The organism is Pseudomonas sp. EL_65y_Pfl2_R96 (assembly GCF_963970905.1).
Taxonomy (GTDB): domain Bacteria; phylum Pseudomonadota; class Gammaproteobacteria; order Pseudomonadales; family Pseudomonadaceae; genus Aquipseudomonas.
In genome coordinates this window covers 61,848-88,357 of sequence record NZ_CAXAQH010000025.1, presented here as the reverse complement: position 1 = coordinate 88,357, position 26,510 = coordinate 61,848, and the positions used below count along the sequence as shown (strand labels likewise).

At 52.4% G+C, this 26,510-nt stretch carries 14 protein-coding genes and 2 pseudogenes; 9 read left to right on the top strand and 7 right to left on the bottom strand.

Annotation, left to right across the window (positions count from 1 at the left end; all coding sequences use genetic code 11):
* Window positions 1-52: 52 nt before the first annotated feature.
* From AACY49_RS22305 to AACY49_RS22295, 3 genes and pseudogenes are all read right to left on the bottom strand, one after another.
* Window positions 53-319: pseudogene (locus AACY49_RS22305) on the bottom strand (transposase); the annotation flags it as partial.
* 1,688 nt (window positions 320-2,007) lie between these two features.
* Window positions 2,008-2,313 carry a hypothetical protein gene (locus AACY49_RS22300; RefSeq protein WP_339526474.1) on the bottom strand — a complete coding sequence of 102 codons (306 nt, stop codon included), beginning with the start codon at window positions 2,311-2,313 and terminating at the stop codon, window positions 2,008-2,010.
* Between the two features lie 10 nt (window positions 2,314-2,323).
* A complete protein-coding gene (locus AACY49_RS22295; RefSeq protein WP_339526472.1) occupies window positions 2,324-2,638 on the bottom strand; it encodes a hypothetical protein in 315 nt (104 codons plus the stop codon).
* A 694-nt stretch (window positions 2,639-3,332) separates the two neighbouring features.
* Here AACY49_RS22295 and AACY49_RS31940 point away from each other — a divergent pair.
* Entirely contained in the window at window positions 3,333-3,494 is a 162-nt protein-coding gene (locus tag AACY49_RS31940) for a hypothetical protein (protein ID WP_445262661.1), read from the top strand.
* Window positions 3,470-3,919 (top strand): annotated as a pseudogene (locus AACY49_RS22290) (AAA family ATPase); the annotation flags it as partial. The gene AACY49_RS31940 and the pseudogene AACY49_RS22290, both read left to right, overlap by 25 nt.
* Before the next feature lie 417 nt (window positions 3,920-4,336).
* Here the strand turns inward: AACY49_RS22290 and AACY49_RS22285 are convergent.
* Window positions 4,337-5,407, bottom strand: coding sequence for a DNA-binding protein (locus tag AACY49_RS22285; RefSeq protein WP_339526470.1), 1,071 nt, complete (start codon window positions 5,405-5,407; stop codon window positions 4,337-4,339).
* Window positions 5,408-5,604: 197 nt separating this feature from the next.
* Here AACY49_RS22285 and AACY49_RS22280 point away from each other — a divergent pair, with 197 nt between their 5' ends.
* From AACY49_RS22280 to AACY49_RS22260, 5 genes are all read left to right on the top strand, one after another.
* Window positions 5,605-6,555, top strand: coding sequence for a site-specific integrase (locus AACY49_RS22280; protein WP_339526468.1), 951 nt, complete (start codon window positions 5,605-5,607; stop codon window positions 6,553-6,555).
* A 470-nt stretch (window positions 6,556-7,025) separates the two neighbouring features.
* Complete coding sequence (locus tag AACY49_RS22275; protein ID WP_339526466.1) at window positions 7,026-13,424, top strand: hypothetical protein; 6,399 nt, start codon at window positions 7,026-7,028, stop codon at window positions 13,422-13,424.
* 2 nt (window positions 13,425-13,426) lie between these two features.
* Window positions 13,427-16,210 carry a DISARM anti-phage system protein DrmE domain-containing protein gene (locus AACY49_RS22270; RefSeq protein ID WP_339526464.1) on the top strand — a complete coding sequence of 928 codons (2,784 nt, stop codon included), beginning with the start codon at window positions 13,427-13,429 and terminating at the stop codon, window positions 16,208-16,210.
* A 9-nt stretch (window positions 16,211-16,219) separates the two neighbouring features.
* Window positions 16,220-19,780 carry a C-terminal helicase domain-containing protein gene (locus AACY49_RS22265; RefSeq protein WP_339526462.1) on the top strand — a complete coding sequence of 1,187 codons (3,561 nt, stop codon included), beginning with the start codon at window positions 16,220-16,222 and terminating at the stop codon, window positions 19,778-19,780.
* Window positions 19,781-19,790: 10 nt separating this feature from the next.
* Window positions 19,791-21,830 (top strand): hypothetical protein, encoded by a 2,040-nt coding sequence (locus AACY49_RS22260; protein WP_339526460.1) that lies wholly within the window; start codon window positions 19,791-19,793, stop codon window positions 21,828-21,830.
* A 484-nt stretch (window positions 21,831-22,314) separates the two neighbouring features.
* On the opposite strand, the gene AACY49_RS22255 is transcribed toward AACY49_RS22260, so the two are convergent.
* Genes AACY49_RS22255 through AACY49_RS22245 form a run of 3 tightly spaced genes read right to left on the bottom strand, consistent with a single transcriptional unit; the run spans window position 22,315 to window position 25,187 of the window.
* Window positions 22,315-23,229, bottom strand: coding sequence for a DNA/RNA non-specific endonuclease (locus tag AACY49_RS22255; protein WP_339526458.1), 915 nt, complete (start codon window positions 23,227-23,229; stop codon window positions 22,315-22,317).
* Window positions 23,230-23,277: 48 nt separating this feature from the next.
* Window positions 23,278-23,535 (bottom strand): hypothetical protein, encoded by a 258-nt coding sequence (locus AACY49_RS22250; RefSeq protein WP_339526456.1) that lies wholly within the window; start codon window positions 23,533-23,535, stop codon window positions 23,278-23,280.
* The gene (locus AACY49_RS22245) at window positions 23,532-25,187 is read right to left on the bottom strand and encodes a S8 family serine peptidase (protein WP_339526454.1); all 1,656 of its coding nucleotides are present in this window, start codon (window positions 25,185-25,187) and stop codon (window positions 23,532-23,534) included. The genes AACY49_RS22250 and AACY49_RS22245 overlap by 4 nt, the downstream gene beginning before the upstream one ends.
* A gap of 504 nt (window positions 25,188-25,691) precedes the next feature.
* On the opposite strand from AACY49_RS22245, the gene AACY49_RS22240 reads away from it, so the two are divergent.
* Complete coding sequence (locus AACY49_RS22240) at window positions 25,692-26,225, top strand: hypothetical protein (protein ID WP_339526452.1); 534 nt, start codon at window positions 25,692-25,694, stop codon at window positions 26,223-26,225.
* 63 nt (window positions 26,226-26,288) lie between these two features.
* Window positions 26,289-26,480 carry an MbcA/ParS/Xre antitoxin family protein gene (locus AACY49_RS22235; protein ID WP_339526450.1) on the top strand — a complete coding sequence of 64 codons (192 nt, stop codon included), beginning with the start codon at window positions 26,289-26,291 and terminating at the stop codon, window positions 26,478-26,480.
* Window positions 26,481-26,510: the final 30 nt, after the last annotated feature.

The following is a 26,510-nucleotide window of genomic DNA, read 5'->3' as shown; positions in this document are numbered from 1 at the left end:
AGCTGCCGAACCAAGCGATACGTTACTTCAGCTCGCGGGCAAAGAAGGCGGTAGCCTTTTTTAATACATCGTTATCCATCTTGAGCTGGCGATTTTCCTGCTCCAACTGCCGGATACGTTGTTGCTCGGCAGTCAACGGTTTGCCGATTCCGACATCTCCCAGCTGTTCAGCCTCGTACTGCTGCACCCAGCGCCGGACGGCGGTCTCACCAATATTCAGGTCGCGGCAGACCTGCGGAACGGCCAGTCCCTGGTCCTTGATCATCTTTACCACTTGCAGTTTGAAGCTGTCGTCGAATGTTCTGCGTTTGCCAGTCATGAAAAAATCCTCGATAGATGCATTCTCCACCTATCGAGGTGTCCGGGGAAATTAGACCACTGCACATTTCATAATCTGTCAATTTTGGCGAATTCTTCGAGTGCAGGGACTTACCTTTGAGGATTGGTATGGATCGGCTTGAGGAAATTTCATGATAATAAAAGTCATAGAATTTATTCAGAACGGCCTGCGCGAGACCAAGTTGGCGTGATGCGTCACGAGGTAACGAAAGGAACGGCCGCCAGTCAGGGTTGATCATCCAGTTCTGGTAACGCTCCAATGGATCCGCGAGGAATTTTGAACATGCTTTCGTAGTGCACCAGTCAGGCGGCGGATTGCAGAAAAAGGACGCGTACTGAAGGAGACCATTGGATTCTAAATCCAATAATGAAATGCCTTGAGAGAAGCTCCAGTTTAGAAGGCGCTCGAAGTGTGTGGTTTCGAAATAGTAAGCCTCAGAAGCTTGCTCAGGATTCCAGCTATGCGCCAACCATGCCAGATATCGTTGGCAGTCAAGCGCTGACAAATGGACGGCTGGAAGCTGTGACAGCCTCCAGCTTAGCGATCACATCGGCATTTTTTGGAAATTGACTGAGGCTTGATGGACGCTATTCAGCGTAAGGGCAGAAAATTGGGAAAGGGACAAACGGTGACGCCATGTGGATACCAGCATCGTAATATTGGATTTGTTAGCAGTGAGTGTAGACGTTGAATGGTACGCGACACTGGTCAGTGGACGGTTAGTCTAGGCTAGCTGAGAGGAATGCAGGGTAAGGCCATGAATTTCAACGCGACACAGGTTCTTGGAAAAATAGTCATAGGATCGTAAAAATGGACATTTTGTAAAAGTTCCGCTCTGACACATCATTTAACATAATATACATTATGCGATGTGTAATATGCGGAGCTGAGGAGCTCTGCCGGTCAGATTTGAAGCCTGGCAAAGCCTCCATCCTCGCAGTCATGCACAGCATGGCGTCAGTTACTGCGCTTGAATGCCGTTCCCCAGAAACAACAGAACGCCGAAGTAACTCCGTACCTTAACCTGGAAGTAACGTGATTTATGAGTCTATTTTCGCCATGACTACAATCTTGCTTCAAGGAAAAGACCATAGTTAGTCGGTACTTTTCAATAACAAAAATCTGGATTTGTCTAGGTTGCAATGAATGCACATTCACTTCTCGCTATTTTCCTATCAGCTGATTTCGGGTGCTGGTCAGGTATGTAAGGCTGTTATTTCTAGACGGTAGCGCAGGAATATCAACACAATACCGGAAGGTGAAGCTTTTTTGGAATGACCCTTGAGCCAAGGGTCAGTGTAACCAAAAGCAGTCTACGTCAACTAAATTCCCGATCAGAGGCAATCCTGTAACTTTGGAAGTATTTTAAGTATTATTGCAACACGGAAAAAACATTGTAGTTATGGCAGCATGGGGCTTTGGCACTTCAGGGAGGACTGCTGTCGCTTCCTTAAGCGGCCCTGGTGAAGGCTGTATCACCGCGTTGTGAGCCAATGCAGTTGGCATTAAAGCTATCCAATGTGCCGTAATAGATATCCTGTACCCACTTTAAAGTTGCGGATGCTGATTGCTACTTGATACGTTCCCGTTCAGTTACTCTTGGAAAAATGTTCATATAACACGACTAAATGAATATTTAGTCGAGTAGAATTTTTATTGCCTCTTTTCTATTTTTCTTCCTGCTCACTGTCCTCCACTAGCCTGTCGTGAAAATCTTTTATTTGCATGCTGGCGCCTTGTTCACGTGGCTGTTCAAAATACTCAGGTTTTAAGAGGTTTATAACGTCGCGGGCAGAAAAGTCATTTTTATGGGCTAACCGGTCAAGCGCTCCCAAGAATTTAAGCTTCTTGGCTACCTCTTCCTCTTGGAGCAGAGAACTCGCGCAGCGATATTCAGCAGATATTCTTCTGTCTGCCTCGAAAAGCACTCCCATTTTTTGATTGTCTGTGGCGAGATTTTTAACCATGCCCATACCCCTTCCCTCAGCCTTTTCGCAACCAGCTTGGCTGATCTGCCCCCTTGGCGACTTGGATTTCGGCGATGCTGAAAATGTGCCGCAAGTGGTAGATTGACTCGCAAGCGAACGATTTCTGGTCGATGTCCCCTCTCAACATCAGCAATTCCACGACCTCGTCAGCATTTACCTGGTACGTTTGCATTAGCTTGCCGAGGTCTTCGAGAAACTGCTGATCGCGCTCGAGCCACGCCTCTTTTTGAAGCCTATTAATCTCATTCTCAAGCTCGCTGATGCGCTGCTGAGCAAGACGAATTGCGTCTGATCTATGAGGGGCATTCATTCGCTGGCCTCCACCTGCTGGTCTGTTGCATTTTAGCTGAATGAGCGTGACCGTTTGTCTTATCAAAAAACCGATAGTTACCAATAGTGCAAAGGTTCAAGCGCCCTATGCTTGATCAGCATAATTTGGCTGACAGCCGTCAGGACGGGATCTCAGGCATTGCAAGCCTCCCTTCAATATTTAGCATAAATTGACAGAGAGCACCTCTTTGCCCTGCATAGGTGCTGAACAGATCCGGCAATTTATGTGATAAATGTGCGTGCCACTTTGGGTCGTCTGTCGCAATCCTTGCCATCGGCTAGCACCGCCGTCTCGACCCGGTGGGCTTCGATCCTCACGCCTGCGCGCTCCGCTTGCCTGATCATGCACCGGTGGTGGTAGTCAGAGGATGGAGTCAGGATGAAGCCGGTCTGGTACATCATCGCCCTGCCCCAGTTTCTGAGCATCTAGAATCCTCGATTCAATCCCTGCTACCTATGCTGACCATCGGCAGTGACCGGCGAAGAGCTGAATAGTTAGAATCTCCGCGCCGCGCGCACTCCGGCTAAATCAAGGCTACGCATGGCGTTGAATGAATGCGCGTTGTCTTAGATAGGCAGCCGCGTCCCGCACGACCCGAGCTGCCCAAGTGGTAAGATGTGGCGAACTGCCAGCGGAGCTGGCCAACACGATGATGAAGTAAAGGGATGTCAGTATGATCAGACGGTTTCGGCTTGAGCAGAAGTCGCTCTACGAGAAGCTAGTCATTGCTCAGCGCGTGGCGGACATGCTGGAGAAGTTCGTCGACGGACGTATCGCTCCGCTGGAAATTGGTGCCGAGACTGGTGGTATCGAAGGTTCACCGGGACGAACCTGAGTTTCCGAAGCCGCCATCTAAAATCACATGCTCAGGTGTCTGTGCCGCTCCACGGGGGCTTAGCCCCAGTACCCTCGATAGCCAGTGAAGCTCAACTGACGGATCTGCAACTGACGTTCCTGCTATCAATGGCGTTGGAGCATCAGTGGTCTCCGTGGCGCGGACTTCTCCTTGACGACCCCACACAGCATCACGACTTGGTGCACGCGGCGTCCGTCTTTGATGTACTTCGCGACTACATCATCGATCATGGCTTCCAGGTCGTCATCGCCACTCATGACGCCCTTCAAGCCCGTTACTTCATGCGCAAACTGCAGAATGATGGGATCGAAGCTCGCATATGGTCACTTGTTCCCACCCCTGATGGAGTGACCGCGTCGGAGACGCTGTGGCCTGGCAGGAGTCATGTGATGGTGAGCGAGTAGCTATGCCCTGAAGATTACGCCTGGGCTCCCCGGGCGTGATCGCCTCCGGAACTCAAACCTATCCATCACTAGGCCATGGATGATGTATGTCCTGAGGAGCTAACGGCCCGCTGTCGTACTGCTTGCACAACCAACAGAAGGTGGAAACCTTACTCAGACCCGGCAGGTGTCTAGTACAGCTTCCAAGCCGATCAGGGGGATTATCCTCTATCAACCTCTTCTGGCACTTCGATATGCCGATGGGATGGACAGCCGTTGATACAGTGTGCCGGCGCCATCTAGCTTTATAATCGGAATCAGTGCGCTGAATGGCTCAACCCTTTCTAAGAGCAGCTGGGATAGACGCTGATGAGCGAATTTCCAACCTGATGAGCTTTCATCATGGCTACGTGGATTCCCTGTAATCTGATCCATGCTTCATTTCCTCGGTCGTTTCGAAGGCTTGGCGTGCCCGGCACTTTGCTGATCCTCAAGCGCAGAGAAGACATCGCTACCCTCCTCCAGGACTGGCTCATCAATCTCAGCCTGCCGCAGTTGCTCATTCTCTTCCTGAAGGGACGCTACCAGCGCCACGGTTTCTTGCTCAAGCAGATCGGCTACAGCGGCGGCCTTGTGGAGTGCCTTTACCTCTTCACGCAGAGCTGAGATCTGCCCCATGAGGTGCTCAGCCACCCCAGCGGACTTGGCCTCACCCTGGCGTAGTGCCTCAACTTGGGTGTTAAGATACTGAGCCAAGGCCTCCTGAGTGTGCAGGGCTTTGGTTTGCTGCCTGGCTTCACCGAGGAGGCGTTCATTGTCGCGATTCAATCGAGTCAAATCGTCCTGTTTTACGGCGATGGTTTCCCGCAGCTTGCGCTGCTCAACTTGCATCTCATGCAATTGAGACTCGTGCTTGCGTTGATCCTGATTCCGCTGCTCCTTCGCCGCATCGCGATAGTGCTCGAGCGCCCCGCGGGCCTGAACGTGCTTTTCCTCCAGTGAGTGGATGTGCTTGTCCTTTTCAGCAACCAGCGACTCAAGGTCGGTACAGCGCTGACTGAGGCCCGCGTTCCGGGTCAGCTCAGCCTGGAGTGAGGACTGGGTGGTCGCAAGTTCAGCGCTCTGCGTCTCTATCGCGACCTGTTGGGTGGCCGAATTACGTTGAGCAGTAGCTAGCTCCGATCTGAGCTCGATGATCTGGTTTTCCAGTGCGGCCCGCTGCAGGTCATAAGCTGCAGTCGCCTGGGAGATTACTTCCTGGCCCTCATCCATAAGCTGATCCAACAGCGTTTGCACCATACCGTTGAGCATCTCGCCCATACGTTCACGTGATGCCGCAGGCTCTGGGTTAAAGGGTTCAAGCTCTTTCAAGTACCGCGAGATCGTTGTCTTGGAGCCGGTATTTCCGAGCTCTACACGCACTGCGTCGATGCTGGGGTTGGCCCCCCTGGCCAGTAGCGCCTGACGTGCTCTCTGCACAAGAGCTTTATTGATTCCGCCTCGGGCCATGGGTATCTCCTACGATTTCGTACCGTGTTACATGTCATGTATCTACATAACACATTATAGAGATTTTACGACGTTTGATCTTGATTTACTAGAAGACCATAATGGTGCTTTATGGCTTCTTGACCCTTCATGACGCCCAGAAGCCCTCCGTGAGGCGCATGAAGGTAGGAGCGCTCCGCTTTTGAAGGCAAAGTGCGATGGAAAAGGCAGATCGGTACCTAAGCGCCGGCACCCGGGAGAACACGCGAAAGAGCTACCGGGCGGCGATCGAGCACTTCGAGGTGGTGTGGGGCGGGTATCTGCCCACTACTGGCGTAGGCGTCGTTCGCTACTTGGCGGAGTACGCCGACAAGCTATCCATCAACACTCTGAAGCAGCGTTTGGCAGCCCTTGCGCAATGGCACATCACTCAAGGTTTCCCTGATCCGACGAAGACGCCTGACGTTCGCCAGATGATCAAAGGCATCAGGGTCGTTCACCCTGCACAGGTTAAACAGGCCGCCCCACTGCTGCTGAAGCACCTGGAGCAGGCGGTCACTTGGCTTGAAGGGGAAGCTGCAGTCGCCCTTGAGCGCGGAGATTACAAATCGCTGGTGCGTCACCGGCGCTCGGTGGCGATCATCTTGATTGGGTTCTGGCGTGGCTTTCGAGGCGACGAGTTAGCCAGGCTAACGGTGGAGGACACCCAAGCCATAAGCGGTGAAGGTATTACCTTCTTCCTGCCCTACACAAAGGGTGACCGCCAGCATGAAGGAACTACATTCCAGACGCCGGCGCTCGCCATGCTCTGCCCAGTGGAGGCCTACATCAACTGGATAACAGTTGCCGGAATCGCGAAAGGCCCGGTGTTCCAGCGGATTGATCGCTGGGGCAATCTGTCAGGCAAAGCCATGCAGCCGCATAGCCTGATCCCTGTGCTGCGGCGCATTTTCAAAGAGGCAGGATTACCAGCGGAGCTGTATAGCAGCCACTCAATGCGGCGCGGCTTTGCAACCTGGGCATCAGCCAATGGGTGGGACATCAAAGGGCTGATGAGCTATGTGGGCTGGAAGGACATGAAGTCGGCGCTTAGGTACGTGGACTCGGGCATGTCGTTTGGCGGCTTGGCGTTGCGCAATACAACCCTCAAGCTCGTGCCCCATACCTGAACAAAGAGCAGGTCGCCCTATGAGGCCGGGGGCCGAACGGATGCGTACATCGGCCCGACATACTTGATGGGGGCTCCATTGAACGATTCGGCCATCTGATTTTTACTCGCCATCCAATCCTTGAAATCTTGCGCCCGCTCATTCAGAAAAGGGTGGTCAGCAACTGAGGCGGCGATCAAGAAAGCAACGGCTTGACCTGTTTCCACGCAAACCAAAAGCTCACGATTTATGTGCCAGCTGTTACAGCCTTGTACGCCGATGAGCGAAAATCCGAACTCATCGCTTCCCTCGGGCCTGGTCGCCTCTATATGGCTCAGCACCGACAACGGGTTACGCCATCAACCCCGTTTTGGGCTCACCGTAAGCCACAACCTTTTTTCTAATTACCCGTTCTTCGCGTGCATCTGCAGCTATGCTTTTCCTGCGCCACTGGATCGCTTCGCCATCAACAATAATGATATGGATGTGAAATGAACAATCTTATCTATAGCGTTGAAATTAATGACTTTCTTCTTGACCAATTTCTAACCGATGGCCCTGGTTTACCGGATCAAACGATGCTCAATCCTGAGACCGGTCTGCGGGATCCAGCGGTGCTTGAGCGCATGCTTGGTATAACGCGTGCCATGCGGCGAGCTGACGCCGCAAAACATAAGCCTGGATTGCGAATGGTGGACTATCTAATGTCCGCGCCGGGCCGAATGCTCCTGTTGATAAATGACCTTTATTCAACGCAGCAACGTATTAATAAGAAATCGAAAGCTGTGGACTGCTATCAAAGCTGGGAAATGGTGGTGCTCAGAAAAATTGACATCGCTTGGTTTGACCCAGCCGGCAAAGCGGTTCAACGGTTCAATGAGTTTTCAGAAGAGGATCGCGACGCTCTGGTAACAATGGCTGAGCCGAGATTGTCCTGGATGCAAGGCCTCAAGAAAGCCAGCTCTGAAATTAGAGATTTCATGAAGAGCCGGTGGTATTACCAGCAGTTGGCGGGCGTGGTCGGACTTCTTTTGGATAAAGTCGCTCAGTGGGACACGTTGGACAGTGATGACAGACAGACAGTCGCCGATGGCGTCTATGCCTGTACCGCACCGTTTGGTTCGAAACTCTTGGGTTTATTCATCACCCTACAACCGGAGCTGATGAGCTACTACACGGAAATTCTTAAGGATGCTAAGGCATGGAGAGAACAAGCTCCCGCTGAGGAACTGTCAGCAGAGCCCCCCTCCTCCCTGAGCCTCTATGAGCTCTACAGCGAGTTATTTCAAATAGCCGAAAAGGCCAAGTCGGATTCAAGCAATCTCCAATACGCTGAGCAGATCGAGTTGCTCATCACCGCAAACCTCCCCCGGCTAAAACAAGAGCATTCGTTAGGAGAGGATGCGATCCGCAAGATCTTGAACGAATGCATTGGGTTACTGGAAGGGATTGGTCACAGCCTAGCAATCCCAGAGTTTGGTGACGAAGAGTTCTTGACTGCTTTTCGATCGGCCTGGCTTTTTTATTTCAACAACCGTCTGTTGGACGAGGTTCCGGAAACGCTGCTGAGGGATTTGATTGGCGAACGTCAAGCGGAATCCGAGGACATCAACAATCGTCTCCGGGCGGCCGAAGCGTATCGGAACTCGGTCGAGGCTGATCTGGCTAACCTTAACGGCAAGCTCAAGACAGCAAATTTCCGTGAAAAGAATGAATTGCGCATCTGCATTAGTCAGGCGGAAGAGTCCCAGGTTAGAGGTAGGAAGAGGCACCAGGAGGCTGAACAAGATGGATGCAATTTACTGCTACCGCCGGGTTTGCTGATCGACTCGCTACCCGAGGGACACGGTGTTGAGTTGACTCCCGAGTCTTACCATCCGACGGCCAAAGCTGCGCTAAGTGCATGGGCGTGCGCATCGCAAAGCAATGAGGCGTTGGTTGATAACACGCTGGTGGACTGTCCTGAAGATGATGAGATAGCTTCAGACCCCCATACAAATATGATCCCGGAGGTGAGTGAACCTGAAGCAGATGCTCCTCTGGATGATGAAGTCGAAGAGTTGCCGGTTAGCCTCGCTCACGACCCTATTAGGTTTGAAGATGAGCAACAGCCGGAAGACCGGCAGAGCGATATCGGTAGCGACATTTTTAATGCTGAAGAACTATCGACCGACGCAACTACGGACTCGCTGATGGAAGAAGGAGTAAACGTATCTCAGTTCTTGAGTACTCCTACCGACTCCTGCGAAAGGCTCGACCATTGTAAGCAGTCGATGAGCGTGATCCCGGCAATTGCAGTGGAAAACATTGCGCTGCTTTGGATTAAACAGGGTCACCTTCCATTGGCGAGCAAGACGTTGGAAGTCGCTACGCGGATGAGGCTTGCCGGTGAGCTGTTATCACTCCCCTTGGTTCAAGCAGCATATCAGGGAGAGCATGTGTGGCGTGGGGATCCCGCGACCGTCTCACGCGTGCAGCAAAGCATGAATCAGCTGTCATCGGAGGTAATCGAATCCTGGATATATCGACGCCCAGGCGGGCGTGTGGTGCCTTACCTCGTGTTCAGTGCCACATTCCAGCCGACACTATTCTGCGGAAATCTGACGAATGCACCGCGACTTCTGGCCTCGGTAGCTACAAACTTTGACGGCCCTATTGTTCGTCTGATCGAGGAAGTGGTCGCCTTCGCCAGTCATAACCTGCGCCTTGATCTGGACACTCTCCGAGATCAACCGACGAGCGACAAAGAGGCGCGCGGCAAACTGGCGTCTCGGATCGTTGAGTGGTACGACCGAATCCAGAATAAACAGACAGGCTGGGCCCCCGCCCGTAAAGCCATGAAGGAATGTTTAGAGCACGAAGAATTCTCTTTTGCCTATCACAGCATCACTAACGATGACTCATCAGCACTAGATCAGGTGCGGGTATTTGCCGACAAATACCGCGATCAAGAAGAGCAAAGTCGCCTGATGCATGCCGAAATTCTGAAGGTGATGAACGAGAGCACGGCAGCGCCTCAGATTGAGGGCAATGCTCGCAACTGGTTCCTGCACACCCTTGATGAAGTGGTGGCTATTGCTGATCTTTGGATCGAAGGACATGCGCTCCAAGGTCAACGTAACAGTGAGCTCAGCAAATTCGCCCCGCGTTTCTTGACGATGGTCACTACAGCGTCGAATCATGTAGCTGAACGCATCGAGCGCACCGATGACCTAGAGCATTTGGCTGGTCTGCAAATTGTTCAAAACGTGCTGCGCCGTATCTCTCAAAACTCCGAAGGCCAGGATGACGCCAACTGGGAAGGTGGTCGCATCTCGGGCTGGTTAGCTTGGCCAGCAGAATGGCTGGCGACATTGAATGCCGATGACGCCGATCATCAGATGGAATTACTGTGCTCATTACTTGAGCACGGCATGGATGATTTCGCCCTGGCTGAGCAAGCATTGGAGCAGAAGAATTTTCGCCATGCGCTCCTGCTCACGCTTCATCACCAGGACAGCACAGGGGCTTCTGTCGCAGAAAAGATCGACGTGATTAAGCGCCTGTTTTCCGAAGAGGTGTACCTGTGCAATAACCGCAGCGTCCACATTCGCGGGTTGCTGGATAATGCCAACGTTGCATCTCTGATTGACGACGAGCGTCATCATCAGCTGCGCGGTGAGCTTGAACACCTTCAGGATCAACTCAAGAACCTGAGGATGCTGGACGACCTTTGTGAGATTCATCGTAGTCTTGATGAACTGGAATCGAGCATTACGGCGAAATTCACCACCAAGAAAGAGGAACTGCAGGCTTCATTGGATGCCCTGATTAGCCAAGCCTTGATCGATCATGGCGTTGACTGGGTTCCGTCTCATTGGCTGGAGCAGATTAGTTCGGCGCTTGCTCAGCACGACACTACCGTCGCAGAGGAACTGCTGCAGCATCTGAAACACTCGCTGGAAACCGGAATCTCATTGGCCGACACCGTAGAAACGAGCACTGAGCTGTTGAAGCAGTTCTTGGGACTTGAGCCGCAGCTGTACGCGATTTTAAATGCAAATCCCAATCCGCGCGAAGTCGTTCGACATCTCGCGGGAGAAACCATTGAGGGGCTGACGTTGGATGCCCTGCCGGTGTATTTCAAACTCGCAATAGAGAATCTGGTCGGCCTTCGTCGACGCGTCAAAGCTTTGGATAAGGCCACCTATGAAGAGCTTGTGCATGTAATGCATGCATTGGGTTTGGAGGCGGTGACACCCACGTTCAACAGCGCGATGCCGCAGCGCACGGCCTTTTCAACGCACAATAAATTTTCCCATTTCGCGATGCCTGTGAAACGCCGAGATACCGGGCGCGGCATCGTTTTCTTCAATCAGCAATCAGAAGAGCAAGCTGTCAATATTCTCATGGCGACAGGCGAGTGGACAGTCGCGGAGCTGCGCGTGTTGTTGAGCGAGCAAACCCAATTCCTACATGACCGCACTGTTCTGATTTCAGGGAAAGAGTTGTCCAATGACGAACGAAACGAGCTGGCATACTTTTCCAAACGGGAAAAGCACACGCTACTCCATGTCGACCCGGTTTTGCTTACCATGCTTGCCGGACTCAATGTCCCGGATACTTCGCGGCTCAAGACCTTCCTGCAACTGAGTCTACCGTGGACATTTTGTAACCCCTACACAGGCAATCAGATGCAACCGGCACCACCGGAAATGCGATATGGCCGTCAGAACGACATCAAGATGCTCACCACCATGCGCAATGGTGCTGCGATGATTTTTGGCGGACGACAATTGGGTAAGACGACGTTGCTCAATGAAACTCAACGGCGATTCCACAACCCTGATCAACGCCATCACGCGTTTCTGCATCAAATGGATGGCAACCTGGATCGTGCAAATCTGTCTGGAGATGAGCTCGAAAAACACCGAAAGTACGTGTGGAGAACCATCTACAACGACGCTGTATCAAGCGGACTGGTGAAAGAGACCTACGGCCTCGATACCGCCGCAATGGTGGCCGCACTACAAGACTACTTCCGCCGGGAGAACTCTGACGCATTCATGGTTTGTCTCGACGAAATTGATCCGATCCTGGGACTTGATGCGGCCAACGGTTTCCGTATTTTCAGAGAGTTGAGCGGCTTAGTTAACAACAGCAACGGCCGTTTCAAGGTGGTGATCGCAGGATTAGAAAATGTTCGTCGATTTGCAGATGCCCCTAACTATCCGCTGCATCAGCTTGGCAGTGCAATCCAGGTCTCTATCATGAGCCCGATGGAAGCTCTGCAACTGATCCGTGAGCCACTTGGGTATCTTGGTTACGAGTTTGAAACACCTTTGCTGATGAACCGGATTCTGGTGGAAACGAATAGGCACCCGGGTTTGATTCATATCTTCTGTCACGAATTGATCCAGACCTTAAGTGCACGTCACCAAAGTCGAATAGGTAGCCTCACGATTGCCGCCGATGACATTGAGCAGATTCGCAAGGATCCGGCGATACGCCAATTGATCTGCGACCGTTTCGATATCACGCTCAACCTTGATCTGCGTTACAAACTGATCGCCTATAGTTTGATTGCTCAGAGTACGAGCAGCTTTTCCCCAAGTCGTGCCAAGGCCATTGTTGAAGAATGGGCTCCCGAGATTTTCGAGCCCATGACTGAAGCGCAATTTGAGGCTTTCCTTGATGAGCTGTGCGGCCTGGGTGTGCTGCAATACATGCGACGCACCGAAGGCGGCAAAGAATACGCTTTGCGCAATGCCAACATCTTGAATTTGGTGGGTGGCCTGCAGAAGATCGAAGATAAACTGCTTGGCGCGCTTGAGGCCATCAACGACAACGACCCGCTCTCCGCTCACGCCTTTCCTGAAAAGGCCGTTCGCCCGTCCCCTTTAACCCTACGCGATGAAAAGCTGCTGATCAGTGAAGAAAAGAGTGATAGGTCTAATTTCGGCACTGTTGAAGCGCGCTCCTCAAATTACTCGGTGGGCATAATCACCGGCTCAGAAGCTTTAGGTTTGAATCCTCTCTGGATGGTGGAGTCGCTGCCGGCCATTGGGGACGAAGAGCCTTCCATCAATAACAATTCCTATGGTCGGTACCATCCAGTGCATAAAAAGGATATTGACCTAGGTACTGCTGGCGATTTCAAGAAGCTTCTCAATGAGAGCGTGATGGGCGTGCAGGCGCTCAACAAGCACATCATGCTATTTGTCGAGTTGACTGGCGATCAGCCGATCAGCAAGACACTGGATTTGCTGGATGTAGCTCATGAGGCGCGCCTCAACACCATTGCAAAACGTAACCGGGTTCGAGTGATTTTCCTCATGACGCCCCGAGCGCTTTGGCAATGGGAGACGCATCCGATGCTGACCTCCGGCCGTGAGGCGATGCAGCCATTTGTAGCCCTGGATGTTTGGAAAAAGACCGCTCTGGCCCATCTTCTGAACAAACTTGAACTGGAGAACACCTCGACATCCGTCGACACCCTGGAATCCTTCAGCCAAGGCTGGTACTTCTCCCTGGATAGACTGCTGGACGCCAAGAAAAAGAAACCTGAGCAAGTGCGTATCAACTCCTTCGGTCAGTCCTATTCACCGCTGTTGCAAGCCAAGCCGAAGAGCATGGATGAGTTTCTTGGTAAGGCTGGCGTTTCGGCGGTGGATTGGGCACGCCCCGTACTAACGGCGCTTTGCGAAGAAGTGAAGTTTGACGAGGACGATTTTGAACTTCAGCTCATGGAGCTCCATTCGCAGGTTAAACCTCAGGAAGCCCTCCGTTGGCTTTCTCGCCTGCGTTTAATTGTGCCCGACAAGGTGATTGGCAAGAAAAGCTTTTATCGGGTGTCTGCCAGTATCAAGGCCGCACTTCTGGCTAAATCAGCACAAGAAGTCAAAGCCTGATCATGGTAGAGAAAATCACAAGCCACTCAGAGTGGATGACGGCGCTGCAGGATGCCTGGGGGGCTGTGCCTGCCAATGATCTGTTGCAGCCCTCCTCTGGTGTCTGGACTTCCTTAGGTTTGAATGCGCCTGACGTCGCCGAAACAGTGAGCTTTGCCGCCGCTGGACGCGCGCTAAAATACGGGCAATCCATAGCAGTCGCTTTACCAGTCATGAGCGGTGAAAGCATCACACGGCTGATGGTGTACCTGCACCGAATCCGACTAGACGCGTTACAAGGCGGGATTCGCTGCCCATGGCTCAACTCAGAAAACGTAGAGCGACATCCGGACATTGTCTTCATCTCTCGGCCGCGCATGGGCTTTCAGGACATTTCGCGAGTGGCTGCTTTGCACGCGCGTGTTCTTCGGCCTGCAACTTTGAAAGACCGCAAGAGCACACATACCTCTCAGACGTTGGTAGTGGATGGCTCCGCAGATTTGATAGAGCTTACCGACCTTATCGATAAAAGCAGCTGCCCTTTTGTCCTGGTTGTGGATGGTAGTCGAGGCGGTAACGATAATGGATGGGCCGTGGATAGCGCGCTTGAAGAGTGCTTCCCACAAACGCCCCGAATTGTTTTGCTGTCGTTGGGCGATAGCGAATCCATCTCTAAATTACGCTTTAACCGAAGCCGTACTCACCTGTGGATCATGCGCTTGGCGGACAAGGCAGCGCTCAATTCTGAGGTGGCCACCGAGTTTGCTTTTCAGCAAGCGCTGATCGGTGACGAAACGGCAAATACTGTACTTGAAAATCTTGCCTACAGTTTTTTCCATCTGCGCCGAGAACTCCACCGGACAAAGGATCCCGTCCTAAAGGAACGTTTAGCAATTATCGGAAAAGTATTGCGCGGCTTGAACGAACTGTCCGTTCCTCTTGAGCGACTGGAGAGCGGTTTGCAGGCGGCTACACGCCCGGGGCTGTTTCCTATCCGATGCTTGGAGCGCTGGCTGCAGATCGCGGAAAAAGGAAGCTGTCAGTACGGTGAGACTGAGATGGACTCCCGCCACTTGATCAAGCGAGTGTCTGAGCTCCATAGCTTGATGATGTCTGCGGTATCAGGCAAAGCCGACTGGTTGCACCAACACCTGCAGGCTTCTCGCGAAACGCTGGTGAAAACACTGGTCTTGTGTGGGAGTCCGCACGAGGTCGGAGCCTTGGCGAGCTGGCTCGACGACACTCTCGATACGCAGTGGAACGAAACGATACAGCTTATGGCCATGGATGGCGTGAAGGCTTTCAGGCAATACCGCGGTTCGATTGATGAAGTAATCATAACCGGCATGCTGTGGCCAAGCCGACAGCATTGGCTCGCCACTCACTGCAAAAAGCTGACGATCCCGGTGTACACCTACGAGGTTGATCAGATGCAGCGCCTCCTTCATCGCTGGTGGCAGGTGCATGGAGCTGCCAGTCGCTCCGACGGTGACAAACTTACTCACTGGCAATTGGGTTGGAGCGACTCATGTTGTGAAGACAGCGACACGATCGGTCAACCGCTGATACTCAACACCATTGATTGTCCAAACTACGGTGAATACCCACCCCGTAAACATCACGTTGTGGTTCCGTTGAAGGTGGAAGCAGACAACTGGCTTGAATTGTTGCTTGAAGAACCAGTAGAGCCCATTCCCGAGGCTCAGAGCGGTGAAATCTTGAGCCCCGACCTTGTCTGGATCACCACTTCACAATCGGATACTCCATTGCCATGGGGAAAGTCTCGCCCAGTGTTGGTGCTTAAGGATGATGACATCCACCCTACTCTTCCTGAGCACCTGGAAGAAGGTGACCAGATCATCCTCCTTAAGTACACCGACGAACGTGTGGCAACACAGGAAAAACTGTTCGAGATGGTGGCAGTGTCTGAGGGCATACAACAGTTTATCCGTGCTGCTGGGCGGTGGACGTCGATGGTCGATACGGTGTCAGCCCGCTACAAGCCTGCTCAGGTACAGTTTCATCTCAAGAAAGAAAACGTCAGCGTCTGCGATGCCACGGTTTCGAACTGGTACAGACATAACGTTTACGGCCCACGTGATCGTGCGGCCGTTCTGGTATTTGCACGGCTGGCGGGCTTGAATCAGCCAGAAACAACCGCAGTTTTTGTCGCGAATGCCATCGAGCAATTACGCAGCGTTCATCAACAAGTGGGCAGGCAGCTGCGCAAGGCACTTCTGGAGCGAAGCAAAGGCGCCACCACCGTCACCATAGGCCAGCTGACGATGGACGGGCACGCTTTTGACGACATGATCGAAATCTCAACCATAAGAGCTGTTCGGTTGCCTACCACTCAGATCGTTGCGGCGAAAGATGAAGGCTTGGCAGATATCGCGGATTGCATAATCGCGCAGTATCCGGAGCGTATTCATTTGACGATACCCGCTCTCAAATCCATGCGCGACTCGGTTTACCGGGACACGGACAAGTTCCGAACGTGCTTGTTGTTGATGGCTACCCAGCTGTATGACCACTACAGGAACAAAGCGGCCCGTCTGCATGATGTCCTCGAGCACTTCAAACGCGAGAGCATTGAATTTCAGCCCAAGATGTCCAATGTGACCATGGGTCAGTTTTCCGATTATCGAAAATACAAAGGTAGGCCAGCTGATCTCAACAGGCATTTTTGCCTGGGCAACGCTCGTGACCCCGCTCGTACCTTGCGGATTCATTTCGAATGGGATGAGGAAGATAAGCTACTTGTGATTCATCACGCTGGTAAGCATCTGGAAACCACACAATCATAAGGACGATCCATGGCACTCAACTATCGTGAGGAAATGGGGCTAACGGCTGCATTCCTTAAAGAGATGCGCCTGCGACTGAGCGACAAGGACACAGATGTTCTTCCTCCAGATGGCAAGTTGTATGACGGTGTCGAACCTAATCGGTTAAGCCTTGTAGGCTGTCTGGGCCCCTCTCCTGATACTGCTTATACAGGCCCGCAACCACCCAACTCCGTGGGCATTGTCCTGCTTGTCTCCCCTAGCAGCAACGGTGACATCAAATGTGAGCTGGATGGGCAGTTCGACGTAGTACACCGGTATATCCCTGATCTGAAGAGCATGGCTCGCGATCTTGTTTTGGATTCCTCCGCACCACGTCGAAGCCAGATTATCTCCATGGCGTTCATGCGCTACACCGTATGCTTCTCCTCCATCAATCTTAATTTCGATCCCAGCAGGCCCAACGAATGGGTGTCCGCAAAAGCAGTTTTGGCTGCCACGCTGCACAGTGATGAACAACGCTGGCTGGATGATCCGCGGGTCATGAGACGCTGCCGATTGAATCCAAATGGGGGCGCAAAATTCAATTTCGAATGGAGCGAGGCTGCGTTAGGCGATCAGCAAGGCTTAAACCGGGCGGTTTATGACCAGATCATCTACGACCCCGGTGAAGTTCTGAATTATCAAATCAACCTTCGTGGTCGCCTGCGTCCGGCTCCGACAACATTCGCTGAGCAATCAGAAGGACGCTTTCTGCTGGAGCTGTTTCTGGAGAATCAGACCACCACGGCAGACGCCCGAGCCTTTGGTGTTGAATTTCCCTACTTGCTCGACGTTCGTCTCGGGACGAGATTAGTGGCGGGAACAAGCCACAAAGTGCCCCACCGCTTGCAACCTGAGGATTACCGATATCGGGACGACGATGGGTTGCCAGGCTATGGCATCAACTGCGCCGTTAACCAGATCGACGAAACCCGGTTCATGACCGATGGGATGCCTACCTCGGCACAAGCGCGCGTTGATGCGCCCTCACCATATGAAGTTGGAATGGCATTCGCTCCAAGCTATGACCTGCTCGCGCGTGACCCTTTGCTGGTGTGTGAGAGCTTTCTTGGCGCGCAGGAACATTACCTTGGCTTCTGGGCTGAACGCATCCATGGCTTGGAGACTTGCGGGCTCATGGCTGATCGCGATGTCGCTATCGCTGACCGTGAAGCTTTCAAAAACGAAATAAACCGCATACGGGACGGCGTCGAATTGCTACGCATACATGACGACCTGCGTCAGTGCTTTCAATGGATGAATGAGGCGATGGCCGGTGCTATCAATATGCAGGGTAAGAAATTCACTGGCTGGCACCTGTTCCAGCTGGGCTTCATCCTCACTCAGATACGTTCGATCTATGAGCGCCATGCCCCGCTATCTGATTTGCGGGGAAGCATGGAGACAGCGGACGTCCTATGGTTCGCTACCGGCGGCGGAAAGACCGAGGCATATCTAGGTATCATCAGCATGGCCATGTTGTTCGCGCGGATGAAGGGACGTGACCATGGCACCACTGCCTGGATGCGGTTTCCGTTGAGAATGTTGTCGGTTCAGCAGTTTCAACGACTGTCTTATGTGCTTGCGCACACCAACAAAATCCGTCATCGCGAACGTTTGAGTGGATGGCCTTTTACCATTGGCTACTACACTGGCGACGGCACGCCCAATCGCATCAGCAGCACCTATGGGGATGACATTCACACAGGCTTCTTGCCTGCGATCAGTGAGGATCGTCTCAAAGCTTACCAATTCATCAGCGACTGCCCCTACTGCGGAACCGTAGGCTCTATTGGCATTGAAAAAGACCTAGGGCGAGCCCGCATCAAGCATGTGTGTAGCAATCAGGACTGCTGGTCAAACGTTGATGCTGACCCTGGTGCCCATGGCGAAGGGATACGTGGCGAAATTGGAATCTATGTCTCTGATGAGGAGTGCTATCGCTATCTGCCCTCTGTGCTCGTTGGGACAGTCGATAAGCTCGCAGTTATCGGACACAACAAACGCTTCGTGAATTACTTTGGCGGTGCTCGTTTCTATTGTCCAGATCACGGATTCTCACAGACGTCCAAATGCGAACATCGCCGGATTGTGAAAAAGAACGAGGCATGGGAAACCGTACAATGTGGCAATAATACCCGAACAAGTGAACTGAAAGTCGTGACAGTGGCGTCCATGACAGACCCTGGATTTGCTCTGCTTGTCCAAGATGAACTCCACTTACTTCGGGAGTCACTGGGGAACTTTGACGCACATTACGAAACCCTTCTGAGTAATCTTCAGATCAGTCACAAGGGGCGCGCGCCCAAGGTTCTGGCGGCCACAGCCACTATCAAAGACTTCGAAGACCATATCCATCACCTGTACTTGCAGCACGCAGTACGCTTTCCCGCGCCAGGCGTGAGTCAAGGCGAATCTTTTTACTCCCGTAAAGCCAAAGATCACGAAACAGAAACCGCGCTGATTCGGCGCTGGTTTGCTGGCATCCTTCCTATTGGTCGGAGCCGAATCGCGATGCAAGCGGTGGCAGAAATTAGTTCGCGTTTTCTTGACCAAGTAGATCAATGGCGAACCAGGCTTGCGGGAGCAGACGCCCTACTGCTGAACAAGCTGGGGCTTGCGACGACGCAAGCCAGTGATGCGTTGCACTACATCGAAAAAAATCTGAACACCGACTTGGTGTATGCAAACAGCAAACGCAATATCACCGAAATTCTGCGTTACATGGAAGAGGTCAACAATAAGACGGGAGCGGAGCGCAACGCCCGGCTGCTGGACGGAGAAACTCGTCTGGACATGATTCTCGATGCGATTCGGCATGTGGAAACCAAGTCCCCCGACGACACGTGCCGTCACATCATTGCCACCAGTGTGGTTTCGCATGGGGTCGACATCGCTGAACTGAACCTCATGATCATGGCAGGTTGGCCGAAGTCGACTGCGGAATACATTCAAGCATCGGCACGTAGTGGACGCGTTCACCCGGGAATTGTGTTTTGCGTGCTGTCTTCTCACCAACTGTTTGAATCAGGCGTCTTCATGAACTTCGGGGATTACCACACATTCCTCGACAGGCTTGTCGACTCGGTGCCGATCAACAGATTTGCTCCCAACATTATTGAACGCACCCTGCCCGGGATCCTGTCGTCTGTTCTACTCAACTGGGCCCCTCAACAACCGTGGGGAGGTGAGTTGAATAATAAGGTGACGCGGCTGGTGGCCTTGCTGCGTTCCACCGACGGAAAAGTAGCGGGCAGCGCCATCAAAGCAGTGGTCATCAATTCTCTGCGAATTCCTGCAGCGTTGCAGGCCAAATTCGATCAGCGTGTCATTGCAGGTTTTAATTTGTCGCTTGAAGAGCGCGTAGATAACGCTTTCTTTGAATTGGAGAACTGGCCGGGAAGCAAAAATGATCAAACTCTGAGTGATGCTCTCGGTGACATTTTTGGCTATGCCCCCTTCCGGTCTTTTCGCGATATTGAAAATCAGATCTTGATCAAACCGGTCAACGGCTCGGCCGACAAAGTTCTCATGGCGCTGGCAAGGTAAGGAGTGGGAAATGGATAAGGAATATGTGAGTCGAAGCCGTCTCTTCAGAGAGTCATTTCTACCGGGTGCTTACACGCGTCTGCGTAATCAAGCCTATGGTCGCGTAGTTGGTGTCGTAAGCAGCGGCTCCGCGCTGGATGGCGTGGATAAAGAGCAGCTGCGAGAGGCAGTACTCAACTTTGTAAATGACTGGGTCAGTTCGGGTGGAGCGGTTGATCCTACCTTTCTGACAGCCGCTGAGAAGAAGCGACTCGAAATTCAGTCCCCATCGGAAATATCGGTGACGCCCGCCCCGCTTATGCTCAGCTGCAAAAAGTGTAAGGTGATCGATTTTTACGACCCCCGGTGGCCGGAAGATCAAACCCTTTCAAAAATGGAAGCTCGCATTCATCACCGGGCTGGAAGGAGCTACATCCAATGTAAGCGCCGGGAATGTCCTGGGGAAATGATCCAGATTCCATATTTGGCGGTTCATCGATGTGGTTATGCCAGCTCGATTTACGTCCACCATTCTGCTCGGCGCTCCAAAAACATCGGATACAGGGATGCAGGCTCGTTTATCCATTCATTCTTCTTCGATGTAGACACCAATGAGAAGCTCGCCGGCTCATTGCAGGACAACTGCACCGCCTGCCAGGATCGGTTTCAGCAGGAGATCAACAAACGAGGGACGCCGCTTACCAGCGGGGAATCCTTTTACGCACAAAGCACACAGTACATCGCTTTGAGTGAAGAACGCGGCAAGCTCATCGCCAGGTTACTGCAGTGTTTGCAAGGAGGCCTGAGTGCCGCGGGTGGGCCAGCACAAGACATCGCCCAGGGAATAGCGTTGGCGTTACTGCACAAGATGCCAGGGCGCGAGCTCGAGCAGAAACTTACGCTCCTGCTGTCAGCGAGTGTCGGAAATCCCGAGGAACAGGCCGCTTTGCGAGCGACCCTTGCCAAGAAACTTGAGAGTATTTCCAAGTTCGCCGAACTTGCCAAGACTAATGAATCCATTGCAGATCTGCTGAACTCTGCGGAAAAAGAGGTGGCCGCAATTGAAGCCCAATTGGCGAGTTCATCTGGGTGCTTCAAGGCAGCGCACGATCTAATTCCTGACGAAACAACATTGATAAATTTGATCCAGCATCGTCGCTCTTTGGAAGCTGTTTTCTTGCCTCACGACGTCAATGGAATCTCAATTGAGAAGGAGATTTTAGGGACTACTGATACCGCGCACCGGGACGCGTTAATTGAGCAATGGGAGAACGTCAAGAACCGATACGGGATAGAGTCGATCTCTCACATTCCGGACTTGCGCGTTGTTCTGGCAACGTTGGGTTACTCGCGTGAAAAGAGCAGTCCATCGATTACCGAAAATGTACCTCAAGTTGTGCTCAACGCCTTCGCCGACCGAGTAGACGAAGCCATGAAGGGAAAAACCTCGGTGTATGCGATGTCCGCGAAGACGGAGGCTCTCTGGATTCGACTGGATCCTTGTAAGGTTTTGCAATGGTGCATTGAATCGGCCCATCTCGACGCACTTAGTGAAGATGTCCTTGCTGACAGATCAAAAAGTCATGGTTATCTATTGAGTCACTATCCCGCGCTCTCCATGCACCCGGGAATGGTCACCAAAGCAATTTCGACGGAACATCCAGCTGAGGGTGCACCCTTCCACTTGCTGCATTCAATCAGCCACTCGCTGATGCTCACAGCCCGTCGCCACACAGGGTATGACTCAAAGAGTATCCAGGAATACCTATTACCGATGGACTTGTCAGTGATCCTTTACGTGTCGTCAATTCAGAACTACACGGCGGGTGGTTTGCTGACCTTGTTTCAGCATTACCTCCAGCCTTGGTTCGACGACGCCAGCATGTTCGCTTTCAACTGTGCCTTTGATCCCGTGTGTTCGGATGTCGGTAGTTCTTGCAGCGGCTGTGTGCAGGTAGAGATCGGTTGCGAGACATTCAATCAGGGCTTATCTCGTGGGTACATTCACGGCGGCCCCGTAAATCGGGATGCGACGCTGGTCATAAAAAGGGGTTACTGGGACGCCCACTGAGGGCGCTTCAAACAGGATCAGAGGCAGTACAAGGCGGTGCAGGCAACCGAGGGTGTTGGCCGCCAGAAATTCGTAGCGTTATCGATCCTGTCTGCCCAGCGCTTTATTCACACGAACTTGGGCCCTGAGTGAGTAATTGAATTCAGGCTTGGGGGATTGCGTCACATGCCTAAAGCCTCAGTTAACATAGCAAACCCGACATATCGTTCCGTTTAACGGCCACAATTGAATGTCGCTTCGCACCGCGTTTGCTGCCGCCCTGCGGCTTCATCCTGTAAGAACAATTCATCAGATTGTAGCAGAAGCGTCTGAATTGAAGCGCAAGATCGCCGACCTATCCGGCAGTAGTGGGAAAGGTTTGCTCACCACTACCCTGAGTTACCTTTCAATCCGACACATCCGCAACCTCAAAGACAGCCGCCCCATAAGAATAGTCACGGCTCCATGCCAGAATGCCAATCCGAACTTTCCTGCGGTAGGCGGCCTAGCCTCCTAAATGTGTGTCTGCCAAGCGCCGAATAGGTTGAACAAATTCCAGGCTCGCGTCACCGAACACATCCTTACCCTGCAGACTGGTAAAGCTCAGGCCCGTCTTCGTTTCTATCGCTAACAAAGGTACTTGGGATGTTTGGAAATCATCCAGGTCTCTAGCGATGCCCGTATCAAGGTACTTTCGCTGACTCATAACATACGCTATGGCCGTCAATTTCCCCGACTGTTCGCTGATGAAGGCGACCACTTTCCAGAAGTCCGTGGGGATTTTTACATCGAATCGCACCGGATCGTCGTTTTGAAAGAACGGCCCGGTAAACACGCTGATCTTTTTTTCATCCCCTTTGGCATTGGCCAGGATGTAATCTTCCAGGTCGCCCCATAGCCCATCATTGAACGGCTGCCATTGAGGACACGCATTGGTGACGAAGAAGGTATCAATATTTGCTCTTTGGGCGATTTCAAACGTTCCCCAATTCGGATCTTGCCGGCGGGTCATGTGTCCACGAGAGAAGCGCTTGTCCTCTTCCTTCCCGTAAGCCTCTTTCAGGATTTGATACTGCTTGTCGATTCGCCCATCGTAAGACCAGACACTGTGCCGGGGAATGTTTTTGCTCTCAGCACCATTTATGTTGCAGGCGGAATAGATAGGTAACCGTCTGGATTTGGATTGGACAGTGCTGAAGTGCTGGTATTTGAGTTCAAAGGTTTGGTCTTCCAGCGGCACCACATCCGCCAGACGGTCAGCATCAACAATCGTTGGCAACTCAACAATCAATGGAGCGCCCAGAAAGTCCCTGGCGTAGCCCGTACGACCTTCAAAATAGGAAGCGGGTTTGGGAGTCAGGACGACCCCCTGGATACCAGCCCAAGTACTTGCGACTAACTCAACGTCTTCATCGGACATAGCCCCTCCTTGGTAGGTTGTGCACCCGTTTTTAGGTGCAACAGGTCGTCATTTCAGTTCAAGAGCTTTCTCGCGAAGTTTGTTCCAGTTCGTACCTGGTTTACGGATCTCAGCGTAGGACGGAAAAGTCACCTGCCACAGCGACTCGTCAGCGATAATTGATAGCTGCCGCTCATCGACTTGGGCTTCGAAAAGGTCGGTAGCCCTGCAGACAAAGTCTGCGCCACCGAGCTTCTGACGCAGGCGTGACTCCGCTTCCTTTCTCAAAGAAGGTGGGCCCTTGTAGGTCAATACCACGCTAGTCATTTCAGTACTCCGAAACCTTCGTAGTCGTTGCTCCAACCGACCTTCCTTGTCGCCTCAAAAAGCATTTTTATGATGGCGTCTGCACGCTCTGGGCCACGTGCCATCGCAAGGATCTCAGGGTGTTTGGACAGCAGACGAGCCGCCATACCGCTGGTGAAAGGCGTCGCCATTGAGGTACCTGACATATTAGCATAGAGCCCTTTGGGGAACGTTGAGATCACCGCCACCCCTGCCCCGATGAAATCTGTCTCCTTTCCGTAGTTAGAGAACTGGGCAACGAATTCATTCCCTCTCCTGACAGAACTTTCATGATTCACATCTGGGGAGTCGAGAGGAAATGTTTTGTCCCGACCTAGCGCTCCTACCGCTAGCGTATGAGCATAGCGGGCCGGGTATCGAATCGACGGCTCTCCATCGTTGCCTGTCGCAGCAAAAACAACCATACCTGCTTTACGCGCATGCTCCAGTATGCCGGGAACCTCAGGCATAGCTTCAAGGCTTCCCATGCTGATATTCACCACATCGCACCCATCTGCTATCGCCTGCTCAATGGCAGCAGCTATTTCAATAGACCTGGCACGTCCACGATTTCCAGTTTTCGGGCACACTCGGTAAGAGAATAGGCGACACGCGGGAGCGACTCCATACACTTCTGTTCCTGGCAATTTCTTAGCTGCAATGGTTCCTGCAACATGAGTGCCATGCCCAAGACCATTATCAAGGTAGTCGTCAGCGTTCTCCCCCGGTACCAGACAGGCGCCTCCGACCACATCCAACGCGTCATGGGGGCCTACACCACTATCGATCACACCTACGCTTACGTTCACGCCAGCATCTTCTTCGTAATCAGCGTAATGGTTAATCAAGCCAAAGCTGTAGGGAATCAACCCCTGTAGCTGGATATTTACGCGCTTTGGCGCCGCGGCTCGCTCGAAACCGGAAACGAACGCTGACCAATAGGTATGCTCGGGCTCGACGATGATGAGCTCGATTTTTGGATAAATGAGAGGGATCGAAAAAAGAGCAACACCCTTACTGTCAGACTCAACGCTGACATGCGCGCCACTCCAGTCAACCAGTGCGCGCACTTTGACCTTTGCCACCGGCTTACCTTCTGCGTCAGTCAGACGTACCTCGAAACGCTTGGCCCTCGTCCCTTCGGTAACTTGTATGGCAAAAGTATCCAGCTCATCACCCATTGGCCGTATGTACTGTGGATAGAGCCATGTTGCTGAAGTAACCTTCAAGCCGGGCGAGTTGCTACGTAACGCCATTAGGGCAGATGTGTTCGCTTTGACGGCCATCGAGCCGTCGAACTGATGAAGTAAATTCATCTTGGGGGCCGCCCGCCGTCCCCATTGAGCGAAGGCTGTGGCGGCGTTCCCGAGCCCTAGAACCGAAGCTGACTGAACTTCAGGGCTGTCTGCCGTTACTTCATCAGACAGTCGCACAACGACGACGTCATCAGAGAATCTCTCTTCCTCGCTAACGCGCGCCCTACGAAGTTGCTTGACCAGTTGCTCAAGCAACTGAAGTTGCTGACCCTGGGCAAAATCAACTTTACCTTCGAGAACATCAAGCTCATGCAAGATGCTTGGTTTGGTCTTACTGGGCTTAGGTTTGGCCGTACGGGTCTTAGGTTTGGCGGGCATTTCGCGAAACCTCCATTTATTACGAGGCGTGATCAAGATGATCTGAGCGTAGCACTCACCTCTGCACTCGACATGCAAAGACCTTAGACCCAAATGGAACAGGGGTTATTGATCGGCTAAACCTCCCCGAAGAGTTGGTGGGCCATTCATAGATTTAAGGCGCTTAGAAACCGTGTCAGTGCGCCAGCCACGTAAAATCGGTCGTGTAACCACCGTGCAATTGCGTAGTGTTATCGTCCCTTGGTAGGTCGTAGCATGCACTCAAGATTGGGGCAGGAAATTCCGCATCACCATCAGACCCTCAGTCGTCAGAACGGCCGGTGGGCTTCCCTGGAGGTAGCGGTTGGTACGAACGAAAACCCCAGCATTTACTGAAAAAAACCTCACTGACAGGCAAAAATAATCCCACCTTTCCAGCGCATCAGTTTTGCACCTTATTTCGGTTGCGCGCCCATTCCGCGTAGGTTTCACTCGTCGAACCTTCTTTCCATGGTAGAGAATTTGATGAGCATCCTTTCCAAATTGCGCCGGCAGTTGTCTGCAATCCCCTCCTCCAGAAAAATCGTAATCATCTGCTTGTTGTCTGCGGTCTTATTCGTTATCGCGGCATTCAAAGACCCAGCGCTGTACCAGGTACTGGGCTTTCCCCAATCGGCCGCCGAATGGGTACGCCCACACGTTATGGGAATTGTCGGGTTGTCGATTTTCGCCTGGCTGTTATCGAATATGCAGTCGATTCACCGATATTCCTTGGTCAAGCTCCCTGCGGCGGATCATGCGCGCTATGTGCGATTGAAAAACTGCCTGCAGAGAATCACATTGCGCGAAGAAGTTGCGAACGCTCGCCAGCACCTTCAGAAAGAGACCCAACTCCTGGAGCGACAACATGGATTTATGCTGGACTCTGCGGGAGCTTATAGAGCCCTGCGGATACTCAGCGGTGGCATCGCCGTCATCTGCTCGCTCTGGACAACCTGGCTGCTCGCACGCGGTGTTGAAATGAGACAGTTGGTGCCTTTCGTGGAATGGATGAGGTAAGAATTGGAACACCGCGGCGGCTACCCCAGCAGTCATCAACAACCGATTTCACGAGAGAAAAACATGAGTTTTATCGAGCTGATTCAGCGTCACGCCGAGCAGATCTTTGGCAACAAAGCCAAGGCCGACGCTTGGCTGAACCAACCGAAAAACACCCTCGGTGGAAGCACACCATTGGAGCTCGCTCACACTGAAGAGGGATACGAACTGGTAAAAGCTGAACTTGAAAAACTCAGTCACGGATTCACCTGCTGACGTCTCCCTCCTCCAAGTCCCGGACTCAAC